Annotated in this window: 9 protein-coding genes and 1 pseudogene; 6 read left to right on the top strand and 4 right to left on the bottom strand. The window is 63.2% G+C overall.

Features of this window, described 5'->3' with window-relative positions; translation table 11 throughout:
- Positions 1-215: 215 nt before the first annotated feature.
- Both BLT00_RS32575 and BLT00_RS32570 read left to right on the top strand, forming a co-directional pair.
- Positions 216-1307: pseudogene (locus BLT00_RS32575) on the top strand (methyl-accepting chemotaxis protein); the annotation flags it as partial.
- Positions 1284-2213, top strand: coding sequence for a methyl-accepting chemotaxis protein (locus BLT00_RS32570; RefSeq protein ID WP_371856953.1), 930 nt, complete (start codon positions 1284-1286; stop codon positions 2211-2213). The pseudogene BLT00_RS32575 and the gene BLT00_RS32570, both read left to right, overlap by 24 nt.
- Before the next feature lie 24 nt (positions 2214-2237).
- On the opposite strand, the gene BLT00_RS19905 is transcribed toward BLT00_RS32570, so the two are convergent.
- Together BLT00_RS19905 and cra are read right to left on the bottom strand one after the other, a co-directional pair.
- Positions 2238-3014 (bottom strand): TatD family hydrolase, encoded by a 777-nt coding sequence (locus BLT00_RS19905; protein ID WP_063322973.1) that lies wholly within the window; start codon positions 3012-3014, stop codon positions 2238-2240.
- 20 nt (positions 3015-3034) lie between these two features.
- Positions 3035-4030 (bottom strand): catabolite repressor/activator, encoded by a 996-nt coding sequence (gene cra, locus BLT00_RS19900; RefSeq protein WP_092146102.1) that lies wholly within the window; start codon positions 4028-4030, stop codon positions 3035-3037.
- Positions 4031-4318: 288 nt separating this feature from the next.
- Here cra and ptsP point away from each other — a divergent pair, with 288 nt between their 5' ends.
- The 4 genes from ptsP to BLT00_RS19880 all read left to right on the top strand — a co-directional run bounded on the left by ptsP (position 4319) and on the right by BLT00_RS19880 (position 11744).
- Positions 4319-7183, top strand: coding sequence for a phosphoenolpyruvate--protein phosphotransferase (ptsP, locus tag BLT00_RS19895; protein WP_092146100.1), 2865 nt, complete (start codon positions 4319-4321; stop codon positions 7181-7183).
- Positions 7183-8124: a 1-phosphofructokinase gene (gene pfkB / locus BLT00_RS19890; protein WP_063322970.1), complete on the top strand. Its 942-nt coding sequence runs from the start codon at positions 7183-7185 to the stop codon at positions 8122-8124. The genes ptsP and pfkB overlap by 1 nt, the downstream gene beginning before the upstream one ends.
- A gap of 14 nt (positions 8125-8138) precedes the next feature.
- A complete protein-coding gene (locus BLT00_RS19885; protein WP_092146099.1) occupies positions 8139-9881 on the top strand; it encodes a PTS fructose-like transporter subunit IIB in 1743 nt (580 codons plus the stop codon).
- Between the two features lie 321 nt (positions 9882-10202).
- Positions 10203-11744, top strand: coding sequence for an alkaline phosphatase D family protein (locus tag BLT00_RS19880; protein WP_092146097.1), 1542 nt, complete (start codon positions 10203-10205; stop codon positions 11742-11744).
- Between the two features lie 69 nt (positions 11745-11813).
- Here BLT00_RS19880 and BLT00_RS19875 read toward each other — a convergent pair whose 3' ends face one another.
- Together BLT00_RS19875 and BLT00_RS19870 are read right to left on the bottom strand one after the other, a co-directional pair.
- A complete protein-coding gene (locus BLT00_RS19875; protein ID WP_175456233.1) occupies positions 11814-14339 on the bottom strand; it encodes a PepSY domain-containing protein in 2526 nt (841 codons plus the stop codon).
- A 242-nt stretch (positions 14340-14581) separates the two neighbouring features.
- Positions 14582-15745: a type III PLP-dependent enzyme gene (locus BLT00_RS19870; RefSeq protein ID WP_072341133.1), complete on the bottom strand. Its 1164-nt coding sequence runs from the start codon at positions 15743-15745 to the stop codon at positions 14582-14584.
- Positions 15746-16164: the final 419 nt, after the last annotated feature.

Below are 16164 nucleotides of genomic sequence, written 5' to 3'. Positions count from 1 at the left end.
TCGCAGGCCAGCGGGAGCAAGCTCCCTCGCCACAAGGGACTGAGTCACGACCAGGCTCGTTAACCTTAAGTTACAAATCTCCCCGCCGATTTAGGCTATACAAGAGCAGCGCCCGAATAGTGGCTTTCTGCTGTCTCTGTGCGCCTGCCTATAAAAATAAAAACCTACCGGGAGACTTCCTTGTGAAGAGTTTGCTCTGGCCCGCCGTCGCGCTGATGAACCGCCTGAGCTTCGGTATGAAGTTCAGCCTGATCAGCGTGCTGTTCCTGCTGCCGATGCTGGTGACCAACTTCTTTCTGGTGCGCGATTCCTATCGGGAATTCCAGGGCACGCAAGTGGAGCTGCAAAGCCTCGACCTGCTGGGCAGCAGCCTGGTCCTGCGGCGGGACCTGGAAACCCTCAATAACCTGGTGCAGATCAACGCCAGCCTGGGCCAGTCCGGCAAGGCCGGTGATGTCGAAGCGAAGATCGGCAGCCTGGAACAACAGGTCCTCGCGCGGCTGCAAGGCATGACCCCCGTGGTCATCGAGCCTGAACAGATCAGTGCCTTCGAGGCCAAGCGCGACGAAATGATCGGTGCTTTCAAGACCCAGCAGGCTGAAAGCTCCCTGCAGAGCAAAAGTGCGCTGATCGGCAAGTTGCTCAACAGCGCCCAGGTGTTCAGCCAGATCATCGCCAGCCAGGCGGGGCTGAGTCGCGATAACCAGAGCGATATCCGCCAGCTCAGCGAGTTGATTATCGGCACGACCCCCAAGGTCACCCAGATCCTCGGCGAAGGCCGGGCGCTGGGCGCATCCTCGTTGGGGCTGGGGTTTCTCAATTCAGCGTCGAGCACCCGCTTCGACGAGTTGCTGGCGCAGATCGAAAGGCTCCAGGGTGAATATGACTTGAAACTGCAGGATGCCTTGGGCTCCAGCAAGGCCGCCGGGCAGGCCCTTGCCGATCAGGCCAATGGCAGCAAGAGCACCCTCAAGAAGGCCAGTGAACTGATTGAAGAGCAGGTGGTGATGGCTGACACTCTCGATGCGCCATGGCCGGCATTTTATGAGCACGTCAGTGGCCTGATGGAGCAGACCTACCGGCTGAACGAGGCGACCCAGGGCTTCCTGGGGGTGCAGTTGCAGCAGCGTCTGGAGCAGAACCGCAGCCACATGGTGCTGCAAGCCGTGGCGCTGGTGCTGGTGTTTCTGTTGATTTTTTACCTGTACGCCGGGTTCTACGCCTCGACCCGTACCACGCTCCAGCATCTGGGCCAGATGATGGACAAGGTGGCGGCGGGGGACATGACGGTCAATTTTGTTGCCCGCAGCAAGGACGAGCTGGGCGAATTGGGTGAAGTGTTCAACGGTACGGTGGCGAAGATCCATGACCTGATCGAACAGGTCGGCCGTACTGTTGCCGAGGTCGAACGCCAGGCCGGGCAGGTGGAAACGGTATCGGCCCGGAGCAATCAGGCCGTCGCCGGCCAGCGCACCCAGATCGAACTGGTGGCGACGGCGATGAACCAGATGTCGGCCACGGCCCAGGAAGTGGCCCGCAGTGCCGCTGCAGCGGTGAGCAGTGCCCACAGCGTGAACGACGAGACCCTCAGCGGGCGTGGGCTGGTGGAGTCCCAGCAGGGTAGCATCGTCCGCTTGGCCAGTGAGATCGATCAGTCGGTGCAGGTGATCAACCAATTGGCGACCGACAGCCAGGCCATCAGTCGTGTGCTGGATGTGATCAAGAGCATCGCCGAGCAGACCAACCTGCTGGCCCTCAACGCCGCCATTGAAGCAGCCCGGGCCGGTGAGCAGGGGCGCGGTTTTGCGGTGGTGGCCGATGAAGTGCGGACCCTGGCCAAGCGAACCCAGCAATCGACCGAAGAAATCGAAGCGATGATCACCCGCCTGCACAGTGGTGTCGGCGCTGCGGTCAAGGCGATGGGCACCAGCCATGAGATGGCCAACGGCACGGTCAGCCAATCGGAAAAGGTCCAGCAGGCCCTGGAAAATATCCTTGGTGCCGTCGGCATGATCGTCGATCAGAACCAGCAGATCGCCGCCGCGGTAGAGCAGCAGACGGCGGTGGCCCATGACATCGACCAGAACATCGTCCAGATCAACCGCGCCGGCGAACGCACCGCCGAAGGTGCCCATCAGACCGAAGACGCCAGCCGCGAATTGTCCGCCCAGGTGGTGCAGCTCAAGCAGTTGATCAATGCGTTTCGGGTGTGATTGCTAAGTCCGCCGCAGATGATCCTACCAACCAAACAAATCGCGGGCGTTGGTGGTGCTGGCCTCAGCCAGTTGTTCTGGTCTGACGGTCATGATCTGCGCCAGTGCCTCGCAGATGGCCGGTAAATGCGCCGGGCTGTTGCGCTGGCCCGGGAACATCGCCGGGGCCATGTCCGGGGAATCGGTTTCCAGCACCACCGCGTCCAGCGGCAATTTCGCCAGCACCCGGTGCATGCGCAGGGCCTGGGGCCAGGTCGCGGCGCCGCCCAGGCCGAGCTTGAAGCCGAGCTTGATGTACTCGCGGGCCTCCTCAAGGCTGCCGGCGAACGCGTGGATGATCCCCGTGCGTTTCAGGCCGAAGCGCTTGAGGGTGGCGATCACGGCGGCATGGCTGCGGCGCACGTGGATCAGTGCCGGCAGTTCGAATTCCGCGGCCAGCTGTAGTTGCGCCTCGAACAGCGTTTGTTGGCGCTCACGGTCGAGGGTTTCGATGTAGTAGTCGAGGCCGATTTCCCCCACGGCACACAATTGCCGATGCCCGGCCAGGCGGCTCAGCCACTCGCGCAGTAGCGCCACGTCGTCGGGGCGGTGCTGATCAAGATACACCGGGTGCAGGCCCAGGGCGGCATGCAGGTCCGGGTCGCTTTGCACCAGGTCCCAGACCCGCTGCCAGTTGTCCCGGTAAACGCCCAGTACCACCATTTGCCGCACGCCCAAGGCGCGGCTTTCGGCCAGCAGGGCCGGGCGGTCCGCGTCAAAATCTGGAAAATCCAGGTGGGTGTGGGTATCGATCAACTCCATGCATCAATCCTGAAGAAGCTTCAGCTCTGGTGAATACGCTGCTTGAACGTCCGCGCGATGGCCTGCACGCCTGGCTGGTAATCATCGTTTTCGATGGCTGCCAGCGCCAGTTCCAAGGCCTTGTCGGCGATCAGTTGATGTTGTTGGGACATGGCGTTGACCGGCAGCGGCAGGAAGTCCAGCAACTGCGTGTCACCGAACGTGCCCAGGCGCAGCGGCCGCGACTTGAGCGGGAAGTCGTGCAGGGCGTCGAACACCCCTTGCAGCAGTACATAGGAGGTAGTGATCAACGCATCGGGCAAGTGCCCCAGGCGCGCGAGCATTTCATCCATCAATTGACGGCCGCATTCACGGCTGAACGATTCGCCGTGCTCGATCAGCACCTGGCCTTCGAAACCGGCCAACGCCTCGTTGAAACCAGCGGTCCGTTCCTGGCTGATGCTCAGCTCGGGGCGGGCACTGATCAGCGCGATTTGTCGCGGATGGGTTTCCAGCAGGCTGCGCGTCAGTTGCAGGCTGGCCTGGCGATCATCGCTGATCACCGAGCAGAACCGCGCAGGGTCCATGACCCGGTCGATGGCGATGATCGGAATGCCCTTGGCCTGCAACTGCAGGTAGCTGTCGTCGCCGGCCGGCAGGCAACTGGCGACGATCAGTGCATCGCAGCGCCGGGCGCGGAACAACTGCAGGAGTTGCCGTTCGCTGTCAGGTGCGTCGTCGGAACTGGCGATCAGCAACTGATAGCCCCGTTCCCGCGCCCCCTGCTCCAGCAGCTTGGCGATGCGTGCGTAACTGGGGTTTTCCAGGTCAGGCAGGATGAAGCCCAGGGTACGGGTGTGGCGGCTGCGCAGCCCGGCGGCCTGGGGATTGGGCGTGAAGCCGTGTTCCTGGACCACCGCCCGCACCCGTTCGACGGTGGCGCTGCTGATGCGTTGCTGTTCGGCCTTGCCGTTGATGACATAGCTGGCGGTGGTCACGGACACACCGGCCAGTTGGGCAATATCACTGAGTTTCAACCCGGTTTTCCTTGTTTTTTCGAGTTAGCCCCGACGATAAGGGCCATCCTACCCGATTCAAGCTGACGGTCACCGTCCACGCGCTTACGACAAGTTGCACTTCAAGGATGAGAGATTATCGAGTAACGTGCCAATCTTTCTAGATTAAACGTTTCAGCAAGCGTATTTTCAAGGCTAGCAGGATTTTTGGCCCTTCTGCCGCGATCACGCCAAAAATCATCCTGCAACGCTAAGCTGATTCATTCAAAACAATACCTGGCGCCAACCGGACGCCAAAAAGGAGAAAGCATGCTCGAGCTCACTCTAGAGCAGATATCCATGGCTCAGACGGCTGTGGATAAAGACGCTGCACTGCAACTGCTCGCCGACAAACTGGTGGCCGATGGCTTGGTGGCTGAGGGTTACCTCGCCGGCTTGCAGGCTCGCGAAGCCCAGGGCTCGACCTTTCTTGGCCAAGGTATTGCCATCCCCCACGGCACCCCGCAGACCCGCGACCTGGTGCATTCGACCGGCGTGCGCCTGCTGCAATTCCCTGAGGGCGTGGATTGGGGCGATGGTCAGATCGTCTACCTGGCGATCGGCATTGCGGCCAAGTCCGACGAACACCTGCGCTTGCTGCAACTGCTGACCCGCGCCCTCGGCGAGACTGACCTGGGCCAGGCTCTGCGCCGGGCCGGTTCCGCCGAAGCGTTGCTGAAGCTGCTGCAAGGCGCACCGCAGGAACTGGCCCTGGATGCCCAGATGATCGGCCTCGGTGTGTCGGCTGACGACTTTGAAGAACTGGTATGGCGCGGCGCGCGGCTGTTGCGTCAAGCCGATTGCGTGAGCAATGGCTTTGCCGGGGTGTTGCAGCAAGTCGATGCGCTGCCCCTGGGCGATGGCTTGTGGTGGCTGCACAGCGAACAGACCGTCAAGCGTCCGGGCCTGGCGTTCGTCACCCCGGACAAGCCCATCCGTTACCTGGGCCAACCGTTGAGCGGGCTGTTCTGCCTCGCCAGCCTCGGCGAAGCTCACCAGGCTCTGCTGGAAAGGCTCTGCGCCTTGCTGATCGAAGGCCGCGGTCACGAGCTCGGTCGCGCCACCAGCAGCCGCAAGGTGCTGGAAGTGCTCGGCGGTGAACTGCCCGCCGACTGGCCCAGCGCGCGCATCGGCCTGGCCAATGCCCATGGCCTGCATGCACGCCCGGCGAAGATCCTCGCCCAGTTGGCGAAAAGCTTCGAAGGCGAAATCCGTGTGCGCATCGTCGACGGCCAGGACAGCGCCGTGTCGGCCAAGAGCCTGAGCAAGCTGTTGAGCCTGGGTGCCCGTCGCGGCCAGGTCCTGGAGTTCATTGCCGAACCGAGCATTGCCAACGACGCGTTGCCGGCATTGCTGGCTGCCATCGAAGAAGGCCTGGGCGAAGAGGTCGAACCGCTACCGCCACCGAGTGCGCCACGGGAAACCGTGATGGCCGAGGTCGCGACCGTCATGCTGGCGCCCGAATCCGGCAGCCTGATCCAGGCTGTCGCCGCCGCCCCGGGCATCGCCATCGGCCCGGCCCATATCCAGGTACTGCAGGCCATCGACTACCCGTTGCGCGGTGAATCGGCGGCCATCGAGCGCGAGCGCCTGCAAAACGCCTTGAGCCAGGTGCGCCGCGATATCCAAGGCTTGATTGAACGCGCCAAGGCCAAGGCCATCCGCGAGATCTTCATCACCCACCAGGAAATGCTCGACGACCCGGAGCTGAGCGACGAAGTCGACACTCGCTTGAAGCTGGGCGAGAGTGCGCAAGCGGCCTGGATGGGGGTGGTTGAAGCCGCCGCGAAAGAACAGGAAGCCTTGCAGGACGCCCTGCTGGCCGAACGTGCCGCCGATCTGCGAGACGTCGGCCGTCGCGTGCTGGCGCAACTGTGCGGTGTCGAAACCCCGAACGAACCCGATCAACCCTACATCCTGGTGATGGACGAAGTCGGCCCGTCCGACGTGGCCCGCCTGGACCCGACCCGGGTGGCGGGGATTCTCACCGCCCGTGGCGGCGCCACTGCCCACAGCGCCATCGTCGCCCGGGCCTTGGGCATTCCGGCGCTGGTGGGCGCCGGTGCGGCGGTGTTGCTGCTGGCGCCGGGCACGTCCTTGCTGCTGGATGGCCAGCGCGGTCGCCTGCACGTGGACCCTGACGCCGCCACGTTGCAGCGTGCCAAGGAAGAACGCGATACCCGCGAACAGCGTCTCAAGGTCGCCGCCGAGCAGCGTCACGAACCGGCGCTGACCCGTGACGGTCATGCCGTGGAAGTGTTTGCCAACATTGGCGAAAGCGCCGGTGTCGCCGGTGCGGTGGAGCAGGGCGCCGAAGGCATCGGCCTGTTGCGCACCGAACTGATTTTCATGGCCCACAGCCAGGCGCCGGACGAAGCGACCCAGGAAGCCGAATACCGCAAGGTGCTCGACGGCCTGGCCGGTCGACCGCTGGTGGTGCGCACCCTCGATGTCGGCGGCGACAAGCCGCTGCCGTACTGGCCGATCGCGAAAGAAGAAAACCCGTTCCTCGGCGTGCGTGGCATTCGCCTGACCTTGCAGCGCCCGCAGGTCATGGAAGCGCAACTGCGTGCCCTGTTGCGTTCGGCGGACAACCGTCCGTTGCGGATCATGTTCCCGATGGTGGGCAGTGTCGATGAGTGGCGCCAGGCCCGGGCCATGACCGAGCGCCTGCGCCAGGAAATCCCCGTGGCGGACCTGCAACTGGGGATCATGATCGAAGTGCCGTCCGCTGCGTTGCTCGCGCCCGTGCTGGCCAAGGAAGTCGACTTCTTCAGCGTCGGCACCAACGACCTGACGCAATACACCCTGGCCATCGACCGGGGTCACCCGACCCTTTCGGCCCAGGCCGATGGCTTGCACCCGGCGGTGCTGCAACTGATCGACATCACCGTGCGCGCTGCCCATGCCCATGGCAAATGGGTTGGTGTGTGTGGTGAATTGGCGGCCGACCCACTGGCGGTGCCGGTGCTGGTGGGTCTGGGCGTGGACGAACTGAGTGTCTCGGCCCGCAGCATCGCCGAGGTCAAGGCGCGGGTTCGCGAACTGAGCCTGGCGCAAGTACAAAACCTGGCCCAAGAGGCCTTGGCCGTGGGCAGCGCCGATGACGTGCGCGCATTAGTGGAGGCGCTGTAATGGCGAAGATTCTTACCCTGACCCTCAACCCGGCGCTCGACCTCACGGTGGAGTTGACGCGCCTGGAGCCGGGCCAGGTCAACCGCAGCGACGGCATGCACGCCCACGCCGCCGGCAAGGGCGTGAACGTGGCTCAGGTGTTGGCCGATCTCGGCCATACGCTGACGGTCAGTGGTTTTCTGGGCGAAGACAATGCCCAGGTGTTCGAGACGCTGTTTGCCCAGCGTGGATTTGTCGATGCTTTTATCCGTGTTCCCGGCGAAACTCGCAGCAATATCAAACTGGCTGAGCAGGACGGACGCATCACTGACCTCAACGGCCCGGGCCCGGTGGTTGATGAAGCCGCACAGCAGGCTTTGCTGGCGCGTCTTGAGCAAATCGCCCCCGGTCACGACGTGGTTGTGGTGGCGGGCAGCTTGCCCCGGGGCGTCAGCCCGCAGTGGTTGCAGGCGTTGATCACGCGCTTGAAAACACTCGGTCTGAACGTGGCCCTCGACACCAGTGGCGAAGCCTTGCGCGTCGCCCTGGCGGCGGGGCCGTGGCTGATCAAGCCGAACACCGAGGAGCTGGCCGACGCGCTGGGTTGCGAGGTGGTGAGCGAAGCGGCCCAGGCGCAAGCGGCGCAGCACCTGCATGCCCAGGGTGTCGAACATGTGGTGATTTCCCACGGCGCCGATGGCGTGAATTGGTTCAGCGTCGGTGCGGCGCTGCATGCTTCGCCACCCAAGGTCAGCGTCGCCAGCACCGTGGGTGCCGGGGATTCGCTGCTGGCGGGCATGCTGCACGGCCTGCTCAGCGCCGACACCCCGGAACAGACGCTGCGCACTGCTACGGCCATCGCTGCCATGGCGGTCACGCAGATCGGTTTTGGCATCCACGACACCGCGTTGCTGGCGTCGCTTGAACAGGGCGTGCGCGTGCGCCCCCTGACAGAACAATAAGAGGGTTAGCAAGAATGAAACTAGCCATTGTGACGGCCTGCCCCAACGGCATGGTCACCAGTGTGTTGTGCGCCCGCCTGTTGGACGCCGCGGCGCAGCGCCAGGGTTGGAGCACCAGTGTTGAAGTCCACGACGCTGCCCATCCGGAACGCCAGTTGTCGGCGGCGACCCTCGAAGCAGCCGAGTGGGTCTTGCTGGTTGCCAGCGGCCCGGTGGACATGTCGCGGTTCGTCGGCAAACGCCTGTTCCGCAGCACCCCGGCCCTGGCCCTGCAAGACGTCGATTCGGTGCTGCGGCGTGGCGCCGAAGAGGCCGAGGTTTTTCTCGCCTCGGATGTCGTGGAGCAGGCCCCCGCGGTGTCGACCGACCGTGCGCCGCGCCTGGTTGCCATCACCGCATGCCCAACGGGCGTTGCCCACACCTTCATGGCCGCCGAAGCCTTGCAGCAGGCGGCGACGAAGCTCGGCTACGACCTGCAAGTGGAAACCCAGGGCTCGGTCGGTGCACGCAATCCGTTGAGCGCCGAGGCCATCGCCGAGGCAGACGTGGTGTTGCTGGCGACTGACATCGAAGTCGCCACCGAGCGTTTTGCCGGCAAGAAGATCTACCGCTGCAGCACGGGCATCGCCTTGAAACAGGCCGAAGCGACACTGAACAAAGCACTGGTCGAAGGTCGCCAGGAAAGCGCGTCGAGCGGTGCCAGCGCTCCGGCCAAGTCGGAGAAGACCGGCGTCTACAAGCACCTGCTGACGGGCGTGTCGTTCATGCTGCCGATGGTGGTGGCCGGTGGTCTGTTGATCGCCTTGTCGTTTGTATTCGGCATCACCGCCTTCAAGGAACCCGGCACGCTGGCGGCCGCGCTGATGCAGATCGGCGGCGACACCGCGTTCAAATTGATGGTGCCGCTGCTGGCCGGCTACATCGCCTATTCCATCGCCGACCGTCCGGGCCTGGCGCCGGGGATGATCGGCGGGATGCTGGCGAGCACCCTGGGCGCCGGCTTCATTGGCGGGATTATCGCTGGTTTCCTGGCCGGTTACGTGGCCAAGGCGATAAACCGCTACGCGCGTCTGCCCCAGAGCCTGGAAGCGCTTAAGCCGATCCTGATCATCCCGCTGCTGGCGAGCCTGATTACCGGCCTGGTGATGATCTACATCGTCGGCAAGCCGGTAGCGGGCATGCTCGAAGCCTTGACCCACTTCCTCGACAGCATGGGTACCACCAACGCGATCCTGCTGGGCGTGCTGCTGGGGGCGATGATGTGCGTCGACCTCGGTGGGCCGATCAACAAGGCCGCCTACGCGTTTTCGGTGGGGCTGCTGGCTTCCCAGAGTTATGCACCGATGGCCGCGACCATGGCCGCCGGTATGGTGCCGCCGATTGGCCTGGGCATCGCCACCTTCATCGCCCGGCGCAAATTCGCCCAGACCGAGCGCGAGGCCGGTAAAGCGGCGCTGGTGTTGGGGCTGTGCTTCATTTCCGAAGGCGCGATTCCGTTCGCCGCCAAGGATCCGTTGCGGGTGATCCCGGCGAGCATCGCCGGCGGCGCGCTGACCGGTGCGCTGTCGATGTACTTCGGTTGCAAGCTCATGGCCCCCCACGGCGGCCTGTTCGTGATGCTGATTCCCAACGCCATCAACCACGCGCTGTTGTACTTGCTGGCGATCGTGGCGGGGAGCCTGCTGACGGGGGTGGCGTATGCGCTGCTCAAGCGGCCTGAGGTGGTGGAGATGGCGTTGGAGCCGGCGAAGGCCTGAGACTCCTTTGAAGCCATGAAATCCCCCAGTGGGAGCCTAATGCTGTTCACTTGAGAAAATGGTGGACCTGTGGCGAGGGAGCTTGCTACCGCTGGGCTGCGAAGCAGTCGTAAACCGGCGGGTGCGGTGTGTCTGATGCTGCGCGTTTGGCGGGTTTAGGGGCCGCTTCGCAGCCCAGCGGGAGCAAGCTCCCTCGCCACGGGTTTGTCGATGGCCTTAAGTGAACAGCATTACCTGTGGGAGCGGGGGGGCGCACAAGATCCCTGTCACACCCACTTCACACAGCCATGCTTAAGTTTTCCCATTTCAAGGGAGAACACCATGAGCGAATTCGACCTGGGCCGTCGTCGTGTGATGCAAGCCGTGGGCGCGGGGTTGTTGTTGCCGGGGCTGGCGCCGGCGGTGATGGCTTCGGTCAAGGATCGTCCGGTGCTCACCGACGGTGTGCAGTCCGGCGACTTGCAGGGCGACCGGGCGATGATCTGGAGCCGCAGCGACCGTCCGGCGCGGATGGTGGTGGAGTGGGACACTCGCAGCCAGTTCAGCAATCCCCGCCGCTTCGTCTCGCCCCTGGCCGACGCTCGCAGCGATTTCACCGCCCGGGTCGAACTCACCGGGCTGCCCCGCGACCAGGCGATTTTCTACCGGGTGCATTTCGAAGACGCCCAAAGCGGGGTTGCCAGCGAACCTTGGCTGGGTCACCTGCGCAGCGTGCCACAGTTCAAGCGCAACATTCGTTTTGTCTGGAGCGGCGACACCGTCGGCCAGGGCTTCGGCATCAACCCGGACATCGGCGGCATGCGCATCTACGAAGCGATGCGCCTGCGCCTGCCGGATTTCTTTATCCACAGTGGCGACACCATCTACGCCGACGGCCCGGTGCCGGCGCAAATCACCGTCGAGGGTGGGCGCATCTGGCGCAACCTCACCACAGACGCCAAGAGCAAGGTCGCCGAAACCCTGGATGAGTATCGTGGCAACTATCGCTACAACCTGATGGATGAAAACGTTCGCCGCTTCAACGCCGAAGTGCCGCAGATCTGGCAGTGGGACGACCATGAGGTGGTCAACAACTGGTCGCCGGGCAAGCAACTGGACGAGCGCTACCAGACCAAGGATATCCACAGCCTCGTGGGACGTGCGCGACAGGCCTGGCTGGAATACGCACCGATGCGCCGGCAGAAAGCCGACGGCGGCGGGCGGATCTACCGCAAGCTCGGTTATGGGCCGCTGCTGGATGTGTTCGTGCTGGACATGCGCAGTTACCGCGAAGCCAACGACGCCAATCTCGGCGCGGCCAAGCCGTTCCTGGGGCGTGAGCAGTTGAATTGGCTCAAGCGCGAATTGAAGCAATCCCGTGCCCAGTGGAAAGTCATCGCCGCCGACATGCCCATCGGCCTGGGGGTGCCGGATGGCGAGGTCAGCCCCGGGGTGCCGCGTTGGGAAGCGGTCGCCAACGGTGATCCGGGCGCTGCCCAGGGGCGGGAAGTGGAGATCGCCGAATTGCTGGGTTATCTGCGCAAGCATCAGGTGCGCAACTATGTCTGGCTCACCGCCGACGTCCACTATTGCGCCGCTCATCACTACCACCCCGAACATGCCGCGTTCCAGGATTTCGAACCATTCTGGGAGTTCGTCGCCGGGCCATTGAACGCCGGCAGCTTCGGGCCCAACACCCTGGACAAGACCTTCGGTCCTGAGGTGGTGTTCCAGAAAGCGCCCCCGACCCAGAACACCTCGCCGTTCGCCGGGTATCAATTCTTTGGCGAGGTGAACATCGATGGACCGAGCGGGGAGATGAGTGTGGTGTTGCGGGATCTGGAAGGGGTGGCGGTGTTCGAGAAGAAGTTGCAGCCGGTTTGAATCTAAAGCCCGCCACAAAACCCATGTGGGAGCGAGCTTGCTCCCACAGGGTTGATGTTGCGGTCAGGATCAGTAGACATCCCGCCGATACCGCCCCTGCTCGATCAGGCGCTCCACTTCCTCGCGCCCCAGCACGTTGTTGAGCACGTGATCCACCCCGGATGCCATGCCCTGCAAGCTGCCGCAAACATAGATCGCCGCGCCGTCGGCCACCCATTGCTTGAGCAGCGCGGCCGATTCCAGCAGACGGTCCTGGACGTAGATTTTCTGCTTCTGATCCCGGGAGAAGGCCAGGTCCAGGCGTTCCAGGTCGCCGGAGGTCACCCATTCCTGCAAGTCATCGCGGCAGTGGAAGTCGTGTTCGCGGTTGCGCTCGCCAAACAGCAGCCAGTTGCGCTGCATGCCCTCGGTGACGCGCGCCTTGAGCAGGCTGCGCAGGCCGGCCAGGCCGGTGCCGTTGCCCAGCAGGATCAGCGGCACACCCTGGGCCGGCAGGTGGAAGCTGCTGTTGCGGCGCAGCCGCAGGCTGACGGCGCTGCCCAGTGGTGCGTGTTCGGTCAGCCAGCCGGAACCGACGCCCAGGTTGCCGTCGGCGTGACGTTCCTGACGCACGATCAGTTCCAGTACACCGTCGGCCGGTATCGAGGCGATGGAATACTCGCGTATCGCCAGCGGTGCCAGGGCATCCACCAGTGCCTGGGCATGCAGGCCGACCAGGTGGGCGCGGTTTTCCGGGAGTTGGCGGGTCGCCAGGGCCTGGTCGAGGCTCTGGGACAGGCCATCGATTTGCACGCGCGCGTGGCCGGAGAGGCCGAGCCCGTCGAGGAAGTGCTCGATGGCCGACAGGTCATTGCGCGGCAGGATTTCCACCAGGTCACCGGCCAGCCAACTGCTTGGGCCGGGTGCGGTGAAGCCCAGCAGGTATACCCCCGAGCCGCTGCTGTCGGGGTTGAGCAGGGTGCGCTGGCTGAGCGTCCAGTTTTCGAAGCTTGGCGCCTGCCAAGTGTCCAACGGGGCTTGGCCGGTCAGCTCCGCCAATTGTTGTTGCCAGTGACGCAGGGCGTAAGGGTCGCCGCTGTCGACTTCCACCGGCGCGAACAGTGTCTTGCCGCCGTGTTCCGCCAGCCAGGCATGCAGGCGCCGGGCGAAACCGCAGAAGTGTTCATATTGCCGGTCACCCAGGCCCAGCACCGAATACTGCAGGCGCTCCAGGCTCAAGGCCTGGCCCAGCACCTTGCGTTCGAAGCCGCGGGCACTGTCCGGCCCTTCGCCGTCGCCAAAGGTGCTGACGACAAACAGCGCGTGGGTGGCGTCGTTCAGGTCCTGCTCACGCACACCGGCCAATGGCTGGACCTTCACCGGCAAGCCGGCGGCCTGGAGTTGGCCGGCGGTCTGCCAGGCCAGTCGCTCGGCGAAACCGCTTTGGCTGGCGAAGCCGATCAGCCAGGCCGGCGCATCGGTCGGGTTGGCGCTCAGGGCCTGGCGGGCGTTTCTGGCCTGGTGTTTCTTGCGGCGGCGGTCCAGGTACAGCAACCAGCCGGTGATGAAGAACAGCGGCATGGCCAGCGCGGCGACGGTCACCAGGATCCGCCCGACCAGGCCGAAGTAGCTGCCGATATGCAGGGCATAGACACTGGTCAGCAACTGCGCCTTGAGGCTCTTGTCGCTGTAGCGGCTATGCCGGCTGATGACGCCGGTGGCTGGGTCGAGGATGAGCTGGTTCAGCGCCCGGTCGTGAGGTGAGTTTTTCAGCAGGTAGAACACGGTCGCCGGCTGCCCGGCCACGGGCGGCATGCGCACGTTGTAGGTGGACAGGCCCGGGCCGGCGGCGCTGTAGATGCTGCTCCACATGGCCCGGTAATCGGCCACGGGCAATGGGCCGCTGGGTGCCGGGCCGCGATTGCGCACCCGTTCCTCTTTCGGTGAATCGGAAAGCAGGCGGGTCACGCCTTTGTTGTACCAGTCGTAGGACCAGGTCAGCCCGGTCAGTGCCGCCAGTAGATAGAACGCCAGGCACCAGGTGCCCGCCACCGAATGCAGGTCCCAATTGAAGCTCCGGCCCTTTTTCCCCCAGTCGAGGGTCAGCCAGGCGCGCCAGCTTTTCCATTGGCGCGGCCAACGCAGGTACAGCCCGGACAGGCAGAAAAACACCAGGATCAGCGTGCAGGCACCAGTGATTTGCCGACCGACATCATCCAGGGTCAGGACGCGGTGCAACCTGAGCATCAAGCCGAAGAAGTCCTGGCCCGTCACATCGCCCATGAACTGCCCGTTGTAAGGGTTGAAATAGCGCATGGCGCCACGTTTTTCCCCAGGCGGCGCCGCGAAGATCACCCGCGCGGCGTTGCCGCTGTCGGTCTCGACCCAGAGCATGGCGACGGTCTTGCCGGAGGCAGCCTCGATCTGTTCCACCAGTTCGGCGGGCGGCAGGACGCCGGCCGGTTGTTTCTCGACCATCAGCACTTGCGGGTTCAAGGCCCGCAGGATTTCATCCTGGAACGACACCACCGCCCCGGTAACGCCCATCAACGCCAGGACCAGCCCGGCACTGATGCCGAAAAACCAGTGCAACTGGAACAGGGTTTTCTTCAACACGTCGCTCGCCTTGTTCATTTACTGTTCATCAAGGCGTGCATTATGCCGTGTGTTATCGAGAAGCATTCATAAACACACCCAAAAGTTGCCGAACAGTGATGAGGTGAGCGGCAAAGTCCCACAGGGGGAACTCGGTCTTATCAAGAATAAAAACAAAAAAACGGCGCTTTCCATTTCTGGAAAACGCCGTTTTTTATTACGCGACAGGGCCGGAACGATGGACGTTCAAGCGCCCGAACACATCACACGTAGAACGATTTCAGCGGCGGAAAACCATTGAATTCCACCGCGCTGTAGCTAGTGGTATAGGCCCCGGTCGACAGCCAATACAGGCGATCCCCAATAGCCAGGTTCAACGGCAAACCATACTTGTAGTTTTCATACATGATGTCGGCGCTGTCGCAGGTCGGGCCGGCGATGACCACTTCTTCCATCTCGCCTTTCTTCTCGGTCCAGATCGGGAACTTGATGGCTTCGTCCATGGTTTCGATCAGGCCGGAGAACTTGCCCACGTCCGTGTACACCCAACGCTCGACGGCGGTACGCGATTTACGCGCCACCAGCACCACTTCGCTGACCAGGATGCCGGCGTTGGCGATCAACGAACGGCCCGGCTCCAGGATGATTTCCGGCAGGTCGTCGCCGAAGTCTTCCTTGAGGAAACGGATGATTTCCTCGGCGTAGGTTTCCAGGCTGTTGGTGCGGGTGATGTAGTTGGCCGGGAAGCCGCCACCCATGTTGATCAGCTTCAGGACGATGCCGTCTTCTTCTTTCAGGCGCTCGAAGATCACTTTGACCTTGGCGATCGCCGCGTCCCAAACGCTGATGTCGCGCTGTTGCGAGCCGACGTGGAACGAAATGCCGTACGGCACCAGGCCCAGGTCGCGGGCCAGGATCAGCAGGTCCATGGCCATGTCGGTCTGGCAGCCGAACTTGCGCGACAACGGCCAGTCAGCGGTGGTCGAGCCTTCGGTGAGGATCCGTACATAGACTTTCGAGCCCGGCGCGGCCTTGGCGATGTTGCGCAGGTCGGCTTCGGAGTCGGTGGCATACAGGCGCACGCCCTTCTCGTAGAAGTAGCGAATGTCGCGGGATTTCTTGATGGTGTTGCCGTAGCTGATCTGGTCCGGGCCGACGCCACGGCTCATGACCTTATCCAGCTCATAGATCGAGGCGATGTCGAAGTTCGAGCCTTTATCCTTGAGCAGGTCGATGATTTCCACCGCCGGGTTGGCCTTGACGGCGTAATACACCTTGGCGAATTCGAAACCGGCGCGCAGGTCATCATAGGCCTGGGCGATCATCGCGGTGTCGATCACCACGAACGGGGTTTCCTGCTTGTCGGCGAACGCTTTCATTTTCTGGAAAGTTTCGCGCGCGAAATAATCTTCGACCTGGATCGACATACTTGGGACTCCTACTGGCAAACATCAGGATCAATGGGTGTGAGGGCAAGCAGCCCTCGTGAACGTCCTCCGTATCCCCACTTTGGTTCGCCTACTTCCCAAGGCATGTCGCCGAAAGCAAAAAAGGCCACGGGATGCGTGATTCCCTTGGCCTTGCTGTCTCGTCGTCAGTACTTGAGCCGGATGGATCGTTTCCAGCATGGACGTTCGGCGCGAACTTTAGGGCGTGAGGGGCCTGAGATCAACTAAAAATGTCGCGTTTTTGCACACATCCGTCGTGCGGCCCGCGACAGCTCATGATGTAACCGACCGGCGTGACAGATTGATGTTCCCTTGGATGGGTTTTTCAGGCAGTCGGATGTGCTTTTGTGGCGAGGGAGCTTGCTCCCGCTTGAGTGCGCAGCGCTCATCGCTTTTTT

Origin of the sequence: Pseudomonas sp. NFACC51, assembly GCF_900103575.1 — a bacterium.
Classification (GTDB): domain Bacteria; phylum Pseudomonadota; class Gammaproteobacteria; order Pseudomonadales; family Pseudomonadaceae; genus Aquipseudomonas; species Aquipseudomonas fluorescens_Q.
Note: the sequence above shows the minus strand (reverse complement) of the source record. Positions and strands in the feature narration are given on the sequence as shown.

Bases quoted from the DNA above. Each gene is read 5' to 3' on its own strand.
- BLT00_RS32570 (WP_371856953.1), top strand. From the start codon at position 1,284: ATGACGGTCAATTTTGTTGCCCGCAGCAAGGACGAGCTGGGCGAATTG.
- BLT00_RS19905 (WP_063322973.1), bottom strand. From the start codon at position 3,014: ATGGAGTTGATCGATACCCACACCCACCTGGATTTTCCAGATTTTGAC.
- ptsP (WP_092146100.1), top strand. From the start codon at position 4,319: ATGCTCGAGCTCACTCTAGAGCAGATATCCATGGCTCAGACGGCTGTG.
- pfkB (WP_063322970.1), top strand. From the start codon at position 7,183: ATGGCGAAGATTCTTACCCTGACCCTCAACCCGGCGCTCGACCTCACG.
- BLT00_RS19885 (WP_092146099.1), top strand. From the start codon at position 8,139: ATGAAACTAGCCATTGTGACGGCCTGCCCCAACGGCATGGTCACCAGT.
- BLT00_RS19880 (WP_092146097.1), top strand. From the start codon at position 10,203: ATGAGCGAATTCGACCTGGGCCGTCGTCGTGTGATGCAAGCCGTGGGC.
- BLT00_RS19870 (WP_072341133.1), bottom strand. From the start codon at position 15,745: ATGTCGATCCAGGTCGAAGATTATTTCGCGCGCGAAACTTTCCAGAAA.